General features: G+C 26.1%; 13 protein-coding genes. 12 read left to right on the plus strand and 1 reads right to left on the minus strand.

Going from position 1 to position 14662, the window contains the following annotated elements; all coding sequences use genetic code 11:
• A partial coding sequence (locus JG676_RS04980; protein WP_200217339.1) for a DUF2972 domain-containing protein occupies positions 1-125 on the plus strand: 125 nt, incomplete at its 5' end.
• Between the two features lie 119 nt (positions 126-244).
• Here JG676_RS04980 and JG676_RS04985 read toward each other — a convergent pair.
• Complete coding sequence (locus JG676_RS04985; protein ID WP_200170127.1) at positions 245-1576, minus strand: apolipoprotein N-acyltransferase; 1332 nt, start codon at positions 1574-1576, stop codon at positions 245-247.
• Here JG676_RS04985 and yajC point away from each other — a divergent pair.
• Genes yajC through JG676_RS05040 form a run of 11 tightly spaced genes read left to right on the plus strand, consistent with a single transcriptional unit; the run spans position 1549 to position 14658 of the window.
• Positions 1549-1821 (plus strand): preprotein translocase subunit YajC, encoded by a 273-nt coding sequence (gene yajC, locus JG676_RS04990; protein WP_200170128.1) that lies wholly within the window; start codon positions 1549-1551, stop codon positions 1819-1821. The two genes, JG676_RS04985 and yajC, sit on opposite strands and share 28 nt — an antisense overlap.
• Entirely contained in the window at positions 1814-3394 is a 1581-nt protein-coding gene (secD, locus tag JG676_RS04995; RefSeq protein ID WP_200170129.1) for a protein translocase subunit SecD, read from the plus strand. The genes yajC and secD overlap by 8 nt, the downstream gene beginning before the upstream one ends.
• Positions 3394-4365 carry a protein translocase subunit SecF gene (gene secF, locus JG676_RS05000; RefSeq protein ID WP_200217505.1) on the plus strand — a complete coding sequence of 324 codons (972 nt, stop codon included), beginning with the start codon at positions 3394-3396 and terminating at the stop codon, positions 4363-4365. The genes secD and secF overlap by 1 nt, the downstream gene beginning before the upstream one ends.
• Positions 4366-4375: 10 nt before the next feature.
• The gene (gene leuS, locus JG676_RS05005; RefSeq protein WP_200217506.1) at positions 4376-6802 is read left to right on the plus strand and encodes a leucine--tRNA ligase; all 2427 of its coding nucleotides are present in this window, start codon (positions 4376-4378) and stop codon (positions 6800-6802) included.
• On the plus strand, positions 6799-7305 hold the full coding sequence (lptE, locus tag JG676_RS05010; RefSeq protein WP_200170132.1) for an LPS assembly lipoprotein LptE: 507 nt from the start codon (positions 6799-6801) through the stop codon (positions 7303-7305). The genes leuS and lptE overlap by 4 nt, the downstream gene beginning before the upstream one ends.
• A complete protein-coding gene (locus JG676_RS05015) occupies positions 7295-8680 on the plus strand; it encodes a hypothetical protein (protein WP_200170133.1) in 1386 nt (461 codons plus the stop codon). The genes lptE and JG676_RS05015 overlap by 11 nt, the downstream gene beginning before the upstream one ends.
• Positions 8667-9827 carry a Mur ligase family protein gene (locus JG676_RS05020; RefSeq protein ID WP_200217507.1) on the plus strand — a complete coding sequence of 387 codons (1161 nt, stop codon included), beginning with the start codon at positions 8667-8669 and terminating at the stop codon, positions 9825-9827. Before JG676_RS05015 ends, JG676_RS05020 begins: the two co-directional genes overlap by 14 nt.
• The gene (locus tag JG676_RS05025) at positions 9820-10746 is read left to right on the plus strand and encodes a M23 family metallopeptidase (protein ID WP_200217508.1); all 927 of its coding nucleotides are present in this window, start codon (positions 9820-9822) and stop codon (positions 10744-10746) included. The genes JG676_RS05020 and JG676_RS05025 overlap by 8 nt, the downstream gene beginning before the upstream one ends.
• On the plus strand, positions 10662-11051 hold the full coding sequence (locus JG676_RS05030) for a polymer-forming cytoskeletal protein (protein WP_200170136.1): 390 nt from the start codon (positions 10662-10664) through the stop codon (positions 11049-11051). Before JG676_RS05025 ends, JG676_RS05030 begins: the two co-directional genes overlap by 85 nt.
• Positions 11051-13984: a DEAD/DEAH box helicase gene (locus tag JG676_RS05035; protein WP_200217509.1), complete on the plus strand. Its 2934-nt coding sequence runs from the start codon at positions 11051-11053 to the stop codon at positions 13982-13984. The genes JG676_RS05030 and JG676_RS05035 overlap by 1 nt, the downstream gene beginning before the upstream one ends.
• Positions 13981-14658: a 3-methyladenine DNA glycosylase gene (locus JG676_RS05040; RefSeq protein ID WP_200217510.1), complete on the plus strand. Its 678-nt coding sequence runs from the start codon at positions 13981-13983 to the stop codon at positions 14656-14658. Before JG676_RS05035 ends, JG676_RS05040 begins: the two co-directional genes overlap by 4 nt.
• Positions 14659-14662: the final 4 nt, after the last annotated feature.

Below are 14662 nucleotides of genomic sequence, written 5' to 3' on the forward strand. Positions count from 1 at the left end.
GAATATATCTTAAAAACATACTAGATTATGAACTTACTCATATTAAAGAACATCGTCCCGATATTATAGCTTCTTGGAAATACTATCAAGAATTTGAAAAGATGTGTAAGGAGTTGGATGGGTGATTTTATTTATAGAAATTAAAATTTCCCATCTTATTTAAATAGAAGTTTGATAATTTAACTAGCAAGTATTTAGTTCGATTAAAAATTAAATACTTGCTAAAAAATTTAAATTTTTGTATTTAAGATTTATATATTTTTGCAATTATTTTTTTATAAAAAATATACCATTTTTGACTCAAAGGCTTTTTTGGTTTTATTATAGCATTTTCTTTACCATTAACAGCGTGATAAATACTTACATTATATTTATTAGCATAGTATTTCATAAGAAGTTGTTGAAGTTTATATTCGCTTGAATGATTAAACCAAGCATTATTTGATATAGCTATAATAATGCTAGAATTTTTATAAATTTGTTCTTTTGTAGCTTCATAACATATAGCATTAGTGATGATTTGATTATTAAGTTTATATTGACTTTGTAAAGGGCCTTTAGAAAATTCTTCCATATCAGGTAATAAATATTTATTGATAATATCTTTAAAAAATGGAATTTCTTCTCCAAAAGGCACTAAAAAATGCTTATTAAAAATATAAACATTTCCTGCTTTAAAAATATAAGTGCTATTGTAAGTTTTATTTTCTTCTATATTAAAAGCACCTGTAATAATTGTAATTTCATGAGATAAATTTTTAAGTGTTTTTTCATAAGATGTATTTTTTAGATTAAAAGCAAAAGCAGTTTCAGGTAAAACAACAAGTTCTTTTTTTTCATTTATTGCTTTTATGATTTCTTTAATTTGATTATTTGAATTTTGTTCTACGTTTTCTTGTAAAAATTTTTGATCTTGAGAAATATTAGTATTAACCAATTTATAATTAAAATTTAAATTAAGGGATTTTTTTTCTTCGTATTGAAATCCTATAAAAAATAAAACCAATACAATAACTATTTTATAATATCTTGAGATATATTTTTCATAAATAAAATAAGCAATTAGAAAAATACTCAAAATACCTAATGTATCTGCTCTAAAAAAACCATAAACACTTAAAATTCCCCAATTAAACCAATCAAAACCAAGTGGATGTATAAAATTTAAGCAAAAAATTCCACAAAGTCTTAAAAAATCATATTTAAAAAGATGACAAATCCTAAAAAGAAATCCGTAAAAAAGACCAATACCAAGAATGATAATAGGAATAAGATAGCTAAGGTTAAAATAAATAGAAGATAAGCTTATCCACCAAAACCAAAGTATTCCTACAAAAAATCCTATCCAAAAATATTCTTTTGCATTTTTACTTCTTAGAAGCAAAATTAAACCCCAAATAGCTAAAAAAGGGCTTATAGTTTCAAAAAATATATTTTCAAAAAAAGATAAATAAATAGGATTTGAAAGCAAAAATGAAATAAAAAAGACTTTTATTATTTTAAAAATGGTAGAATTAGGATTAAATTTTTTTAAAAAAAAGGAAAAATATGGCAGAAAATTCAATTTTAACTTCATTATTACCTCTTATATTTCTTTTTGCAATTTTTTATTTTTTAGTTATTAGACCACAACAAAAACAAGCAAAATCACATAAACAAATGCTTGAGTCCTTGCAAAAGGGTGATAAAATTATCACTAATGGAGGACTAATTTGTGAGGTTGTAAAACCAGAAGATGATTTTATCAAAGTTAAGCTTAATGATGAAAATATTATGGTAAAAATTTCAAGAGATTTTGTGGCAAAGAAAATTGATGCATAATTTTAAATTTACTTATCGTTTGATTATTTTTATCGCAATATTTATTTTTGGTATATTTTTTTCACTCCCTTCATTTTTGCAATCTGAAAAAGGAGCAAAAATTAATCTTGGATTAGATTTGCAAGGCGGACTTTATATGCTTTTGGGTGTAGATAATCAAGAAGCATTAAAATCTAAAATAAAATCAATTGCTTCATCTTTGAGCTATTCTATTAATAAAGAAAATATTCTTATAGATCATTTAATAACTCATAATGATAATATAGAATTTACTCTGCTTGATAGCGAGGATATTTCTAAAATGGATGCCTTGCTTAAAGAAATAAAAGGTCTTAATGTAAATGTTGAAAATTTGCATTATAGTATAAGTTTTAGCGATGAAGAAATAAAATCCATTGAAAATTATGCACTTTTACAAGCGGTTGAAACTATAAGAAATCGTCTAGATCAATTTGGTTTAGCTGAGCCAACTGTTGCAAAACAAGGAGAGGATAAAATTTTAGTTGAATTAGCAGGAATAAAAACCAAAGAAGATGAGTTAAGAGCAAAAGAACGCATTACCAAAGCAGCCCATTTGCAGTTAATGGAGGTTGATGATTCTAAGCTTAAAGAAGCAGCTTTTATGAGTGATGATGAGGCTGCAAGTTATGGGCTTATCATTCTTCCAGATGCTAAGAATGAAAAGATTAAATATCCTTTGAAGAGTATCCCTATTTTAGATGGATCTATGTTAAGTGATGCTAGAGTCGGTTTTAGCGATAAAAGTAATTATCCTGTGATTAATTTTACTTTAAATTCTGAGGGAGCTAAAAAATTTGCAGATTATACTGGAGCTAATGTCGGAAAACGTTTGGCTATAGTTTTAGACAATCAGGTTTATTCTGCTCCTTCAATCAATGAAAGAATAGGTGGCGGCAGTGGTCAAATAAGTGGAAGTTTTACTCAAGAAGAGGCTAGAGATATAGCTGTAGCTTTAAGAAGTGGGGCTTTACTTGCACCTGTTAAACTTTTAGAGCAAAGAAGCATAGGACCATCTTTAGGTTCAGATAGCATTAAAATGAGTATGATGGCTTTAATAGGTGCTTCTATATGTATTGTAGTTTTTATGGCTTTATATTATGGAATTGCTGGAATTTTTGCTAATGTGGCTTTATTTGTTAATGTTTTAGTTGTTGTTGCGGTTATGGCAATGTTTGGAGCAACTTTAACTTTACCAGGTATGGCAGGGCTTGTTTTAACTGTTGGTATGGCAGTAGATGCAAATGTAATTATTAATGAGCGTATTCGTGAGTTATTAAGAGAAGGAAAAAACATAAAAACTAGCATAGAAAATGGTTATAAAAATGCTATGAGTGCTATTATCGACTCAAACATTACTTCTTTAATTACTTCTATAGCTTTATATGCTTATGGAACTGGAGCAGTTAAGGGTTTTGCTGTTACTTTAGGAATAGGAATTTTAATTTCTATGATTACAGCTATTTGGGGAACACACGGAATGTTTGATTTTTTTATGTCTAAAATTGAAAAAAGTAATAATACAAATTTTTGGTTAGGTTATAGGAGAAAATAATGCAGTTTTTTAGCGAGAAAAAAATTTATGATTTTATGAAAATGCGTTTTGCTGCTATTTCTCTTTCTTTTATTTTATTTTTTGGTTCAATTTATTTGCTTTTTGAAAGAGGTTTGCAGTATGGTATTGATTTTAGTGGAGGTACTTTGATACAACTAAAATATGAAAATTCTGCTCCTATTGCTCAAATAAGAGAAATTTTAGATAAAACAGGGCAATTTCAAAATCTTTCTGTTACGGAATTTGGTTCAAAAGAAGAAATTACAATAAGATTTTTAGGAAGTAATGAAAATCTTAGTAATGATATAGGAGAGTATATAAATACTCTTTTAAAAGATACTGGAAAATTTGAATTAAGACGTGTTGATGTTGTTGGCCCAAAAGTCGGGGATGAGTTAAGAAATAAAGGATTAATGGCTATTATTATTTCTTTAGTAGCAATATTAATTTATATTGCAATACGTTTTGAGTGGCGTTTTGCTATGGCAGCTATTATAAGCGAAATTCATGATATAGTAATTGTTTTAGGTTTTATATCTTTATTAAGAATTGATGTAAATTTAGATACTTTAGCTGCTGTTTTGACTGTACTTGGATATTCTTTAAATGATACTATAATTATTTTCGATAGAATAAGAGAAGGCATTAAAACAAGCAAAGAAAATATTTTAAGTCCTATTATTAATGAGAGTGTTTCGGCTACTCTTTCAAGAACAATTCTAACTTCAGGGCTTACATTAATTACTGTTGTAATTTTATATTTCTTTGGTGGTTCAATGATAGAAGGATTTTCTTTATCTTTGATTATAGGTATTATTATAGGAACTTTAAGTTCTATTTTTGTGGCAAGTCCTACTTTGCTTTGGTTTAAATTTAGTGTTTTAGATTTTAGAAATAAAGAATTGGAAAAATTAAAGCAAAAACAAGAAAAAGAACGCAATCGTGCTTTATATGAAAAAGGTATAGTATAGGAGAATATTTATGGCATATAATGCAAGCATTATAGAGAAAAAATGGCAAGAAAATTGGGATAAAGATAATTATTTTGAACCAAAAAGGGATTATTCTTTAAAGAAAAAATATATTCTTTCAATGTTTCCTTATCCAAGTGGTCGTATTCATATGGGGCATGTAAGAAATTATACTATAGGAGATGCATTAGCAAGATATTACCGAAAAATTGGTTTTAATGTATTGCATCCTATAGGTTTTGATAGTTTTGGTATGCCTGCTGAAAATGCCGCTATAAAACATAAAATTCATCCAAAAAAATGGACTTATGATAATATAGCTTATATGCAAAAAGAACTTTTTTCTTTGGGTTTTTCTTTTTCTAAAAAAAGAATGCTTGCTACTTCTGATCCACTTTATACAAAATTTGAACAAGAATTTTTTATAAAAATGTTTGAAAAAGGTTTAATCTATACTAAAGAAGCGAATGTAAATTGGTGTGAACACGATCAAACAGTTTTAGCTAATGAACAAGTAGAGGAGGGTAAATGTTGGCGTTGTGGCAATGAAGTGATTCAAAAAAAAATGCCAGGATATTACATAAAAATTACCTCTTATGCTAATGAACTTTTAAATGATTTAAAAAATTTAAAAGATAAATGGCCAAATCAAGTTTTAACCATGCAAGAAAATTGGATAGGAAAAAGCGAAGGTTTGGAATTTACTCTTTTTTTAGATGAAGAGAGTGTAAAAAAAGTAAATAAAAAAAATCTTCAAGTTTTTACTACAAGAGCGGATACAATATTTGGAATAAGTTATATTGCTTTATCTGTTGAGCATAGCATAGTTGAAGATTTAATTAAAAATTCTAAACTAGACACTAAGATTATAGAGCAAATTAAAATTATACAAAATCAAAATCCAAGAGAGAGACAAAGCAATGAAAAAGAAGGATATTTTTTAGGTATTTATGCTTTACATCCTTTAACAAAAGAAAAAATTCCTATCTGGGTAGCTAATTTTGTTTTATCTGATTATGGAAGTGGAGCTGTAATGGCTGTTCCTGCTCACGATGAAAGGGATTTTGAATTTGCTAAAAAATATAATCTTGAGTTTAAACAAGTAATAGATTCTAAAGAAAAACTCCCCTTTACGCAAAAAAATGGCAAACTTATAAATAGCAATAGATTTAATAACCTAGATTGTAATGAAGCAAGAGAAGAGATTATTAAGGAATTTGAAAAAAATAATTTAGGTAAAAGAGTTGTAAATTTTAAAATAAGAGATTGGGGTGTTTCACGCCAAAGGTATTGGGGAACTCCAATCCCTATAGTTAAATGTGATGAATGTGGTTTAGTTTGTGAAAAAATTGAAAATCTTCCTATACTTTTACCTGAAGATGTAGAAATTACAGGTGAGGGCAATCCTTTAGAAAAGCATTTAGAATGGAAAAATTGTCTATGTCCTAAATGTGGAAAAAAAGCTAAAAGAGAGAGTGATACTTTAGATACTTTTTTTGAAAGTTCTTGGTATTATGCACGTTTTGCGAGTGATGAGGATACTTGGCAAAATAAAGTTTTTGATGAAAAAAGTGTTGATTATTGGCTTAGTGTGGATGAATATATTGGCGGAATTGAACATGCTATTTTACATTTGCTTTATGCAAGATTTTTTCAAAAAGTATTAAGGGATCTTGGATATTTAAAAAATGATGAACCTTTTTTAAAGCTTTTAACACAAGGTATGGTCTTAAAAGACGGTTTTAAAATGAGCAAATCTAAGGGCAATGTTGTTGATCCTGATGAAATTATTAAAAAATATGGAGCTGATACAGCAAGACTTTTTATTTTATTTGCTGCACCTCCAGCAAAAGAATTAGAATGGAATGATGATGCACTTGAAGGAGCTTATCGTTTTATTTGTAAGCTTTATGATAGAGCTTTGAGTGTTAAGAGTGAAAATTATATTTTAAAACAAGAAGAATTAAACAAAGAAGAAAAATACGCAAGATTAAAAGTATATGAAGCTTTAAAAAAATCAGAAGAAGTTTATAATAAAACTTATGCATTCAATACTTTAATTGCAGCTTGTATGGAAGCAATTAATGCTTTAAATCATTGTAAAAATGAGGCTTTAGAACAAGAAGCTTTTTATATTATTTTAAATATTTTAGAACCTATTATTCCTCATATATGTTTTGAGTTAAGTGATAGGCTTTTTGAATGTAAAAATTTTAGAAAATTAGAAATAAAAGAAGAAGTTTTTAAAAAGGATTCTTTAATTTTAATTGTAAGTGTTAATGGAAAAAAACGTTCTGAAATTGAGGTTTTAGCAAATGCTTCACAAAATGAAATTTTAAGCACAGCAAAAGAGAGTGTTCAAAAATGGCTTAAAGATAAAACTATTATAAAAGAAATTTATATTAAAGATAAATTAGTCAATTTGGTGATTAAATGAAAAAATATTTTTTATTTTGTTTTATTTTTTTTCTATGTGCTTGTGGATATATACCTAGTTCAAAACTTGCAGATAGAATTTTTAATGAAAAAGTTTATGTCAATGTAGAATTAAATGCACAAGATCCTAAAAATAGTATTTTCGTAGCAGATACATTAAAGGAAGTAATTATTAGTAAGCTTGGTAGAAAACTTGCTTTAAAGCATGAAGCTGATGATATTATTAATGTTAAAATGAATAATTTAACTTTTATTCCTTTAGTTTATGATAAGAATGGCTATGTGGTTAGTTATAAAGCAAAATTGGATTTGGAATTTAATGTAGTTTTTAAAGATGGAAAGACACAAGTATTTAATGCAAGCGGAAGTTATGATTTTGACATCTCTCCTAATAGTATTATTAGCGATACTGCAAGAACTGAAGCAATTAAATATGCTTCAAGTGAAGCTTTTGATGAATTTATTTCAATGATTGCAATTAAAGGTTATAAAAATGGCAGTTAATATTAATGAAATTGCTAAAGAAACTTTAATTGCTTTAAAAGAAAGGAAATTAAAAGCTACTCCAGAAAATTATACAGAAGTTTTTGAGGAATTCAGTCAAAAATATGGTTTTGCTTCAAATAATAAATTAAAACTAGAAAAATATAAAACTCTACTTTTGCCCCATTATCAACAAGAGCTTAATGGAAAAATTATTCGTAATTTAGAAGAATTTATTAGTTTCTTAATATCCATCTTAAATAGACAAAGTGGAAAACAATTCAATGAATTTTTTGATTTTTTAGCTACCATTAATAGGGTATTGCAAATTAGTAAAGATAAAAAAATCAAGGAATTAGCTAAAGTTACTTCTATAAGAATTTCTAAAACTATGGATAGTGAAAGCATTTATTTGCTTAATAAAAAATGGAAAGAACTTGAAAAAAGCTATGAAGATGAAAACCTTAATACCGAAATGCGTAAATATGGTGTAAATAAATATGATGATTTTGATAGTGTTATAAAAAAACTTTTATTGCAATTAGAAGAAAGAAGTTATGAATATTTTGCTCATTTGCTTTCTTTGTGTTTAAGCCCATCTTTAGTGAGTGATCTAAAAATTGAGAATTTTATCCAAAAGTTAAAAGAAAAATCTTTTATTCTTTCAGAAAGTAATTTTGAAAATGAACTTTTAGAATGTGTAAATAAAAGAATTATAGCTGACAATATGTATGTTCAAAAAAATCTAAATTTTTTTAATGATAACTTAAAAAAAATTCAAACACTTTTTAATTCTTTAGATAAATTTAATCAACAAAATATTAATTTTTTTGAAACTTTAAATCCTGATGATAAAGGAGAGATTAAATTAAGTTTTGAAGACTTAAAACGTAAATTTTATAATATTGATGAAAAAATTAAAACTCTAAATGCGCAAATTCAATTTACTCAAAATCTAGAAGAAAGAGAAGCTTGGAGTGTGGTAAAAGAGCTTGAAAAGCTTGATGAAAACTATATAAAATATAAAGTAAATTATTCTTTAGCTCTTTTTTCTATTAGTAATTATAATTTTATAATAGAAAAATATGGTTTAAATAGTTTAAATGAGATTTTTACTCGTTTTAAAAAAATATTAAAAGAAAATTGCAAAGAATTAGATGAGCTTTGGATGATAGATGAAAAAAGCTATTTAATTATTTCTCCTGGAAAAAATAAAGAACAAATGGCTTCTCTTGTAGAAAGTAATTTAAAAACTATAGAAAATTTTAAATTTATCTATAAAAATGATTTAATTTCACCGAAAATAAAATCTGTTTATTTAGATAAAGATGGCAATCCTGATGGGAATATTTTAGAAGAATTAATTGAGCAGATTAATATCAATGAACAAAGTTAGTGAATTTTTACTAAAAAAATCAAGCAACTATGATAAAATTGATCGTTTTGTTGCTTTTAGAATGTATGAGAAATACAAAAAAAAATTAAAGATAAAACCTATAATCCATATTGTAGGTACAAATGGTAAAGGGAGTACAGGGAGATATTTAACTCAACTTTTACATCATTTAGGCTATAAAGTTGGACATTATACCAGCCCTCATCTTTTTAGTTTTAATGAAAGATTTTATTTAAATTCAAAAATTATAAGTGATAAAAAATTAGAATTAGCTCATCAAAAATTATCCAATATTTTTAAAAATGACTTAGAAGAATTAAGTTATTTTGAATATGCCACATTTTTAGCTGCAATACTTTTTAAAGATTGTGATTATATTATTTTTGAAGCAGGGGTAGGTGGAGAATTTGATGCTACTTCTATTTTTGATAAAAAGTTAAGCATTTTTACAAGAATAGGTTTTGATCATAAAGATCTTTTAGGCAATACACTTAAAGATATAGCAAGAACAAAGCTAAAAATTATGACTAAAAAAGCTCTTATAACTACAAAACAAGAAAAAGAAGTTTTAGATCTTGCAAAACACATTGCTTATTTGAAAAAAACAAGATTATATTTTAATGAACTTTTAAATAATAAAATAAAAAATCAATTTGGAAATTATGCTAAAAAATATCAATTACCAGATTTTTTAAAACATAATCTAAATTTAGCTTTAAATGCTTGTGTGCTTTTAGAGGGTGAAAAAAGAACTTTTAAAGCTTTTGAAAAATTAAAAGCTTTAAATTTGTTAGCTAGATGTCAAAAGATTAATTCTAAACTTTATGTAGATGTTGGTCACAATCAAATGGCAGCTAAGGCTTTATATGAAAGATTTCAAAATATTAAAATAGATTTGATATACAATTCTTATTTAGATAAAGATATTTTTGAAATTTTAAAAACATTAAAGCCTATAATAGATACAATAAAAATTTACAAATACAAAGATGAACAAAGAAAGCTGGCAAATAATATAATTTTTTCTATAGCTAAAGAATTAAATATAAAGTGTGAAGAATTTCAAAGTTTAAATTCAAGTAAAATCAGTTTAGTATTTGGATCTTTTGTTTTGGTTCAAAAATTTTTAAAGGAATTGCGTGAGTAAAAATAAATTTACCATAACAATTACAGATATTAATGGCTCAAAACATTTTTATTTAAGTAGAATAATTAAAAAAATTGTATTTTATATTATTATGTTTGTTTTCTTTTTTTTAGTGTTTAGCGGATTTTATATTAAATATCTTGATGATAAATTAAGTGATTTAAGTAAAAAAAGAGAAGATTTGCTTAGAAAAAATCAAGAACTTATTCAAGGCAATGAGCAAATGCAAAAGAGCATAGAAGAAAAATCACAAGAATATGCTGCTATAGAAGATAAAATTATAAGTTTTGAAAAGGCTTTAGGACTTGATGAGAATGAACAAAATTTAACTATTAATGATAGATTAAATAATCTTAAACTTACTAACGAAGATCAAACTAAAATTCTTAGCCAAATTCCTAATGGTTTTCCGATAGTAGATAAAGGAATCACTGGTAATTTTGGCTGGAGAGAACATCCTGTTTTAAAACGTAGAGAATTTCATCCAGGTATAGATTTAAGAGCTGAAATTGGAACGCCAATTTATGCAACTGCTAATGCTGTTGTAGAATTTGCAGGATATAGTGATAATGGCTATGGTTATAATGTCATTTTACTTCATAATTTTGGTTTTAAAACGGTTTTTGCACATATGATGAGAAAAGATGTTGTAAAAGCTGGACAATATGTTAAGAAAGGAGATTTAATAGGATATAGTGGAAATACAGGGCTATCTACAGGTCCTCATTTGCATTATGAAGTAAGATTTATTAATAAAACTTTAGAACCTTTATATTTTTTAAAATTGCAAAGAAATAACATTAGTAATTTTTTTAATCAAGAAAGGAGAGTACCATGGCAATCTTTGGTAAAAGCAATTACGCAACGTCAAATAATTCCAGTTCAGAAACAACAGTCATTGCCTCAGGAGCAAGAATAGAAGGGAAATTTTATTTTGCTTCTATGCTTCACGTAGACGGAGAACTTATAGGAACAATTCATTCTCAAAGTATAGTAGTTATTGGAAAAAGAGGTGTTTTAAAGGGTGAATTAAAGGCTGATAAAATTGTTGTTAATGGATATTTTGAAGGGGAATTAGAAGCCAATAGTTTGGAGATTTTAACAGGTGGTATAGTTGATGGAAACATTGTTATACAAGAGCTTAGTGTTGAAAATGGTGGAAAATTCAATGGAAGTAGCAAAATTAAAGAAGAAACTAAATTAATTGAGAATAATCAAGAATAATGCAAGCAGCTTTTTATGAATATTTGCAAAATAATTTTTATTCTAAATTGATCATCTGCGAAGATGATAAAGAAGCAGATTTATTAGCACAAGTTTCTAATTTTCAAGCTTATAAAACTTTTGTTTTACCTGATTTTAGAGCTGAGTTTGGCGATGATTTAAGATCTTTTTCAAAAGAGCTTTTTGAAATTTGCAAGGTGTTAGATTCTTATTATAAGGAAAAAGAGAAAAAAAAGATTTTAATTTCTCCTATTGCAACTTTACTTCATAAATTACCAGGAAAAGATAATTTAAAAAATTATTATATTGATAAAAATCAAAAATTTAATTTTTTAAATTTTAAGGAACAAATTGAATATCTAGGTTATGAATTTGTAGATATAGTTCAAGATAAAGCTGAAGTTTCAATACGCGGCGATGTTATTGATATTTTTTGTATTAATAAAGAAAAACCTATACGCATTTCGTTTTTTGGAGATGAAATTGAAAGTATAAGAGAATTTGATATCAATACCCAAAAATCTATACCTTATGAATTACAAGAATTAGAAATTTGCCCTTTTTTGAATTTTTTTTCTAAAGAAGAATATGAAAATTTTAATAAAAAGCTTGAAAATTTTCAAAGTCAAAGTTTAATTAATGATATACATTCTTTAGGTTTTTGGTGTATAGATAATTTTTTTGATTATTTATCTTTAGATTTTGTAAGTATTAAGCCTTTATATATGGAAGCAAAAGATTTGGATTTTATAAATAATAAAATTATTCCAGAGCCTAAAAATTTTAAAGATTTACAAAGTTCTTATACCAAAGATTTTTTTGCTTTTCATCAAAATAAAAAAATAAAGGTTTTAGCAAAAAATGAAGCCTTATTTAAACAATTAGAGTTAGATTTTAAAAATATTATTTTTGAAAGAAGTGATTTAAGAATTAATATTATTTCAAAAGATGAGATTATTCTTTCTTTAAATAAAAAAGAAAGAAAAGAGATAAAAAGAAAGGCCTCTTTAATTCTTGATGAATTAAAAAATGGAGATTTTGTTGTGCATCAAGATTATGGTGTGGGAAAATTTTTAGGTCTTGAAATGATACAGGTAAGCGGAGCAAAAAAAGAATTTGTAGCTATAGCTTATCAAAATCAAGATAAGCTTTTATTGCCTGTAGAAAATTTATATTTAATTGATAAGTATTTAGGTTCAAGTGGATTTATCCCAACTCTTGATCGTTTAGGGAAAATGAATTTTGCTAGATTAAAGGAAAAACTAAAAGCAAAACTTCTTGCTATTGCAACGCAAATTGTAAATTTAGCTGCTAAAAGAGCTTTAATAAAACCAAAAAATATTAAAGTTGATTTTGCTTTACAGGCTCAGTTTGTATCAAAAGCAGGTTTTTCTTATACTAAAGATCAAAATAAAGTTTGTGCAGAAATTTTAGAAGATTTTGAAAATAATAAAATTATGGATAGATTATTAAGTGCTGATGTGGGTTTTGGAAAAACCGAAGTTGCTATGAATGCTATTTTTGCTGTGGTTAAAAGTGGTTTTAGTGCTTTTTTCTTTGTGCCAACAACACTTTTATCTTATCAACATTTTAAAACTTTAAAAAAAAGATTTGATGAATTCAATATAGCTGTTTTTAAGCTTGATCGCTTTACAAGCGCTAAAGAAAAAAAGGATATTTTGGCTAAACTTAAAGAGCAAAAACCTTGCGTTGTGATTGGAACACACACTCTTTTAAATGTAGAATGTGAAAATTTAGCTTTGATTGTTGTTGATGAAGAGCATAAATTTGGGGTTAAGCAAAAGGAAAAATTAAAAGAAATAAGTAAAAATTCTCATCTTTTATCTATGTCTGCTACTCCAATTCCAAGAAGTTTAAATCAAGCTTTAAGCTCTATAAAATCTTATAGTACTTTACAAACTCCACCCGAAGAAAGACTTGATGTTAGAACCTTTGTAAAAGAAAAAAATGAAGTTTTAATTAAAGAAGCTATTATGAGAGAGTTAAGGCGTGGAGGGCAAATTTTTTATATCCATAATCATATTGCAAGTATAAAAGAATGTAAAGAATACTTATTAGGTATAGTTAAAAATTTAAGAATTTTGATTTTACACTCAAAAATTGATTCTAAAACACAAGAAGAAGAAATATTAAAATTTGAAGATAAGCAATATGATCTTTTACTTTGCACTTCTATAGTAGAAAGCGGGATTGATTTGGCAAATGTTAATACTATTTTAGTGGAAAAAGCTGATTATTTCGGTATGGCAGACTTGCATCAACTTAGAGGACGCGTAGGAAGAAGTAATAAACAAGGCTATTGTTATTATTTAATTGAAGATAAAGAAAATATTACTAAAGATGCATTAAAAAGACTAGTATCATTAGAAAGTAATTCTTTTTTGGGCTCAGGTTCTATTCTTGCTTATCACGATCTTGAGATTAGAGGAGGGGGAAATTTATTAGGTGTTGATCAAAGTGGGCATATAGAGCAAATTGGTTATAGTTTATATCTTAAAATGCTAGAAGATGAGTTAAATATTTTAACTAAAGATGAAAGTATAGAAGAGGATAAACTAGATTTAAGATTAAGTATCAATGCCTTTTTAAATAACGAACTCATTAGCGAAGATCGTTTAAGATTAGAACTTTATAGAAGACTTAGTAAATGCCAAAGTGTAAGTGAAGTTTATGAAATTCAAGGAGAAATTGAAGATCGTTTTGGAAAACTTGATGTTTATACTAAGCAATTTTTAGAACTCATTATGATTAAAATTTTAGCTTATAAAAAATATAAAAGTATTACTAGTTATGAAATGAATATACAACTTACTTTAAAAGATGGAAACAAAGAGATAATTAAAGCATCAAGTAAAGATGATGAGGATGTGATTTATGCTCTTTTAAATCATTTAAGAAGGAGTGAAAGTTGAATGGTTTTGATATTTTTAAATATCTTTATAGCCTGAATTTAGCTTTTAATGATTTTGAATGGTTAGAAGATAAAAAATTTGGAGATTTTGAGTTATTAGTTTCTGTTATTTTAACTCAAAATACAAATTGGAAAAATGTTTTAAAAGCTTTAGAAAATCTTAAAAAGGCTAATATCTCTTCTTTAGAACAAATAAAAAATTTAGAAGATAAAGAGCTTGCTTTGCTTATAAAACCGAGCGGTTTTTATAATACAAAGGCAAAGCGTATAAAAACTCTTATTAATGCTATTTTAAAAGATTATGAGAATTTAGAGTATTTTAAAGAAAATGTCAATAGAGAATGGTTGTTGGGCATTAAAGGCTTAGGATTTGAAAGTGCTGATAGTATTTTAAATTATCTTTGCAAAAGAGAAATTTTAGTTGTAGATGCTTATACTAATCGATTAGCCTTAGCATTAAATTATGAATTTTTAAATTATGAAGAATTAAGAGAATTTTTTGAGAGTGGGATAGAGCAAAATCAAGATGAGCTTTGTAAAATTTTAGGTAAAAAATATAAGCTCTATGCACTTTATCAAATTTTTCATGCTTTAATTATTTCTTTTGTTAAAACTTATTTTAAAGGTTCTAAAATTTCTGATCAAGGTAAGGAAATTTTAAAAAATATTTATTAAGGAA

The organism is Campylobacter sp. 2018MI34, from assembly GCF_016598975.1.
In the GTDB taxonomy this organism is placed as follows: Bacteria; Campylobacterota; Campylobacteria; order Campylobacterales; family Campylobacteraceae; genus Campylobacter_D.

Bases quoted from the DNA above. Each gene is read 5' to 3' on its own strand.
- secD (WP_200170129.1), top strand. From the start codon at position 1,814: ATGCATAATTTTAAATTTACTTATCGTTTGATTATTTTTATCGCAATA.
- JG676_RS05020 (WP_200217507.1), top strand. From the start codon at position 8,667: ATGAACAAAGTTAGTGAATTTTTACTAAAAAAATCAAGCAACTATGAT.
- yajC (WP_200170128.1), top strand. From the start codon at position 1,549: ATGGCAGAAAATTCAATTTTAACTTCATTATTACCTCTTATATTTCTT.
- leuS (WP_200217506.1), top strand. From the start codon at position 4,376: ATGGCATATAATGCAAGCATTATAGAGAAAAAATGGCAAGAAAATTGG.
- JG676_RS05030 (WP_200170136.1), top strand. From the start codon at position 10,662: ATGGCAATCTTTGGTAAAAGCAATTACGCAACGTCAAATAATTCCAGT.
- secF (WP_200217505.1), top strand. From the start codon at position 3,394: ATGCAGTTTTTTAGCGAGAAAAAAATTTATGATTTTATGAAAATGCGT.
- JG676_RS05015 (WP_200170133.1), top strand. From the start codon at position 7,295: ATGGCAGTTAATATTAATGAAATTGCTAAAGAAACTTTAATTGCTTTA.
- JG676_RS04985 (WP_200170127.1), bottom strand. From the start codon at position 1,576: ATGAAGTTAAAATTGAATTTTCTGCCATATTTTTCCTTTTTTTTAAAA.
- JG676_RS05035 (WP_200217509.1), top strand. From the start codon at position 11,051: ATGCAAGCAGCTTTTTATGAATATTTGCAAAATAATTTTTATTCTAAA.
- lptE (WP_200170132.1), top strand. From the start codon at position 6,799: ATGAAAAAATATTTTTTATTTTGTTTTATTTTTTTTCTATGTGCTTGT.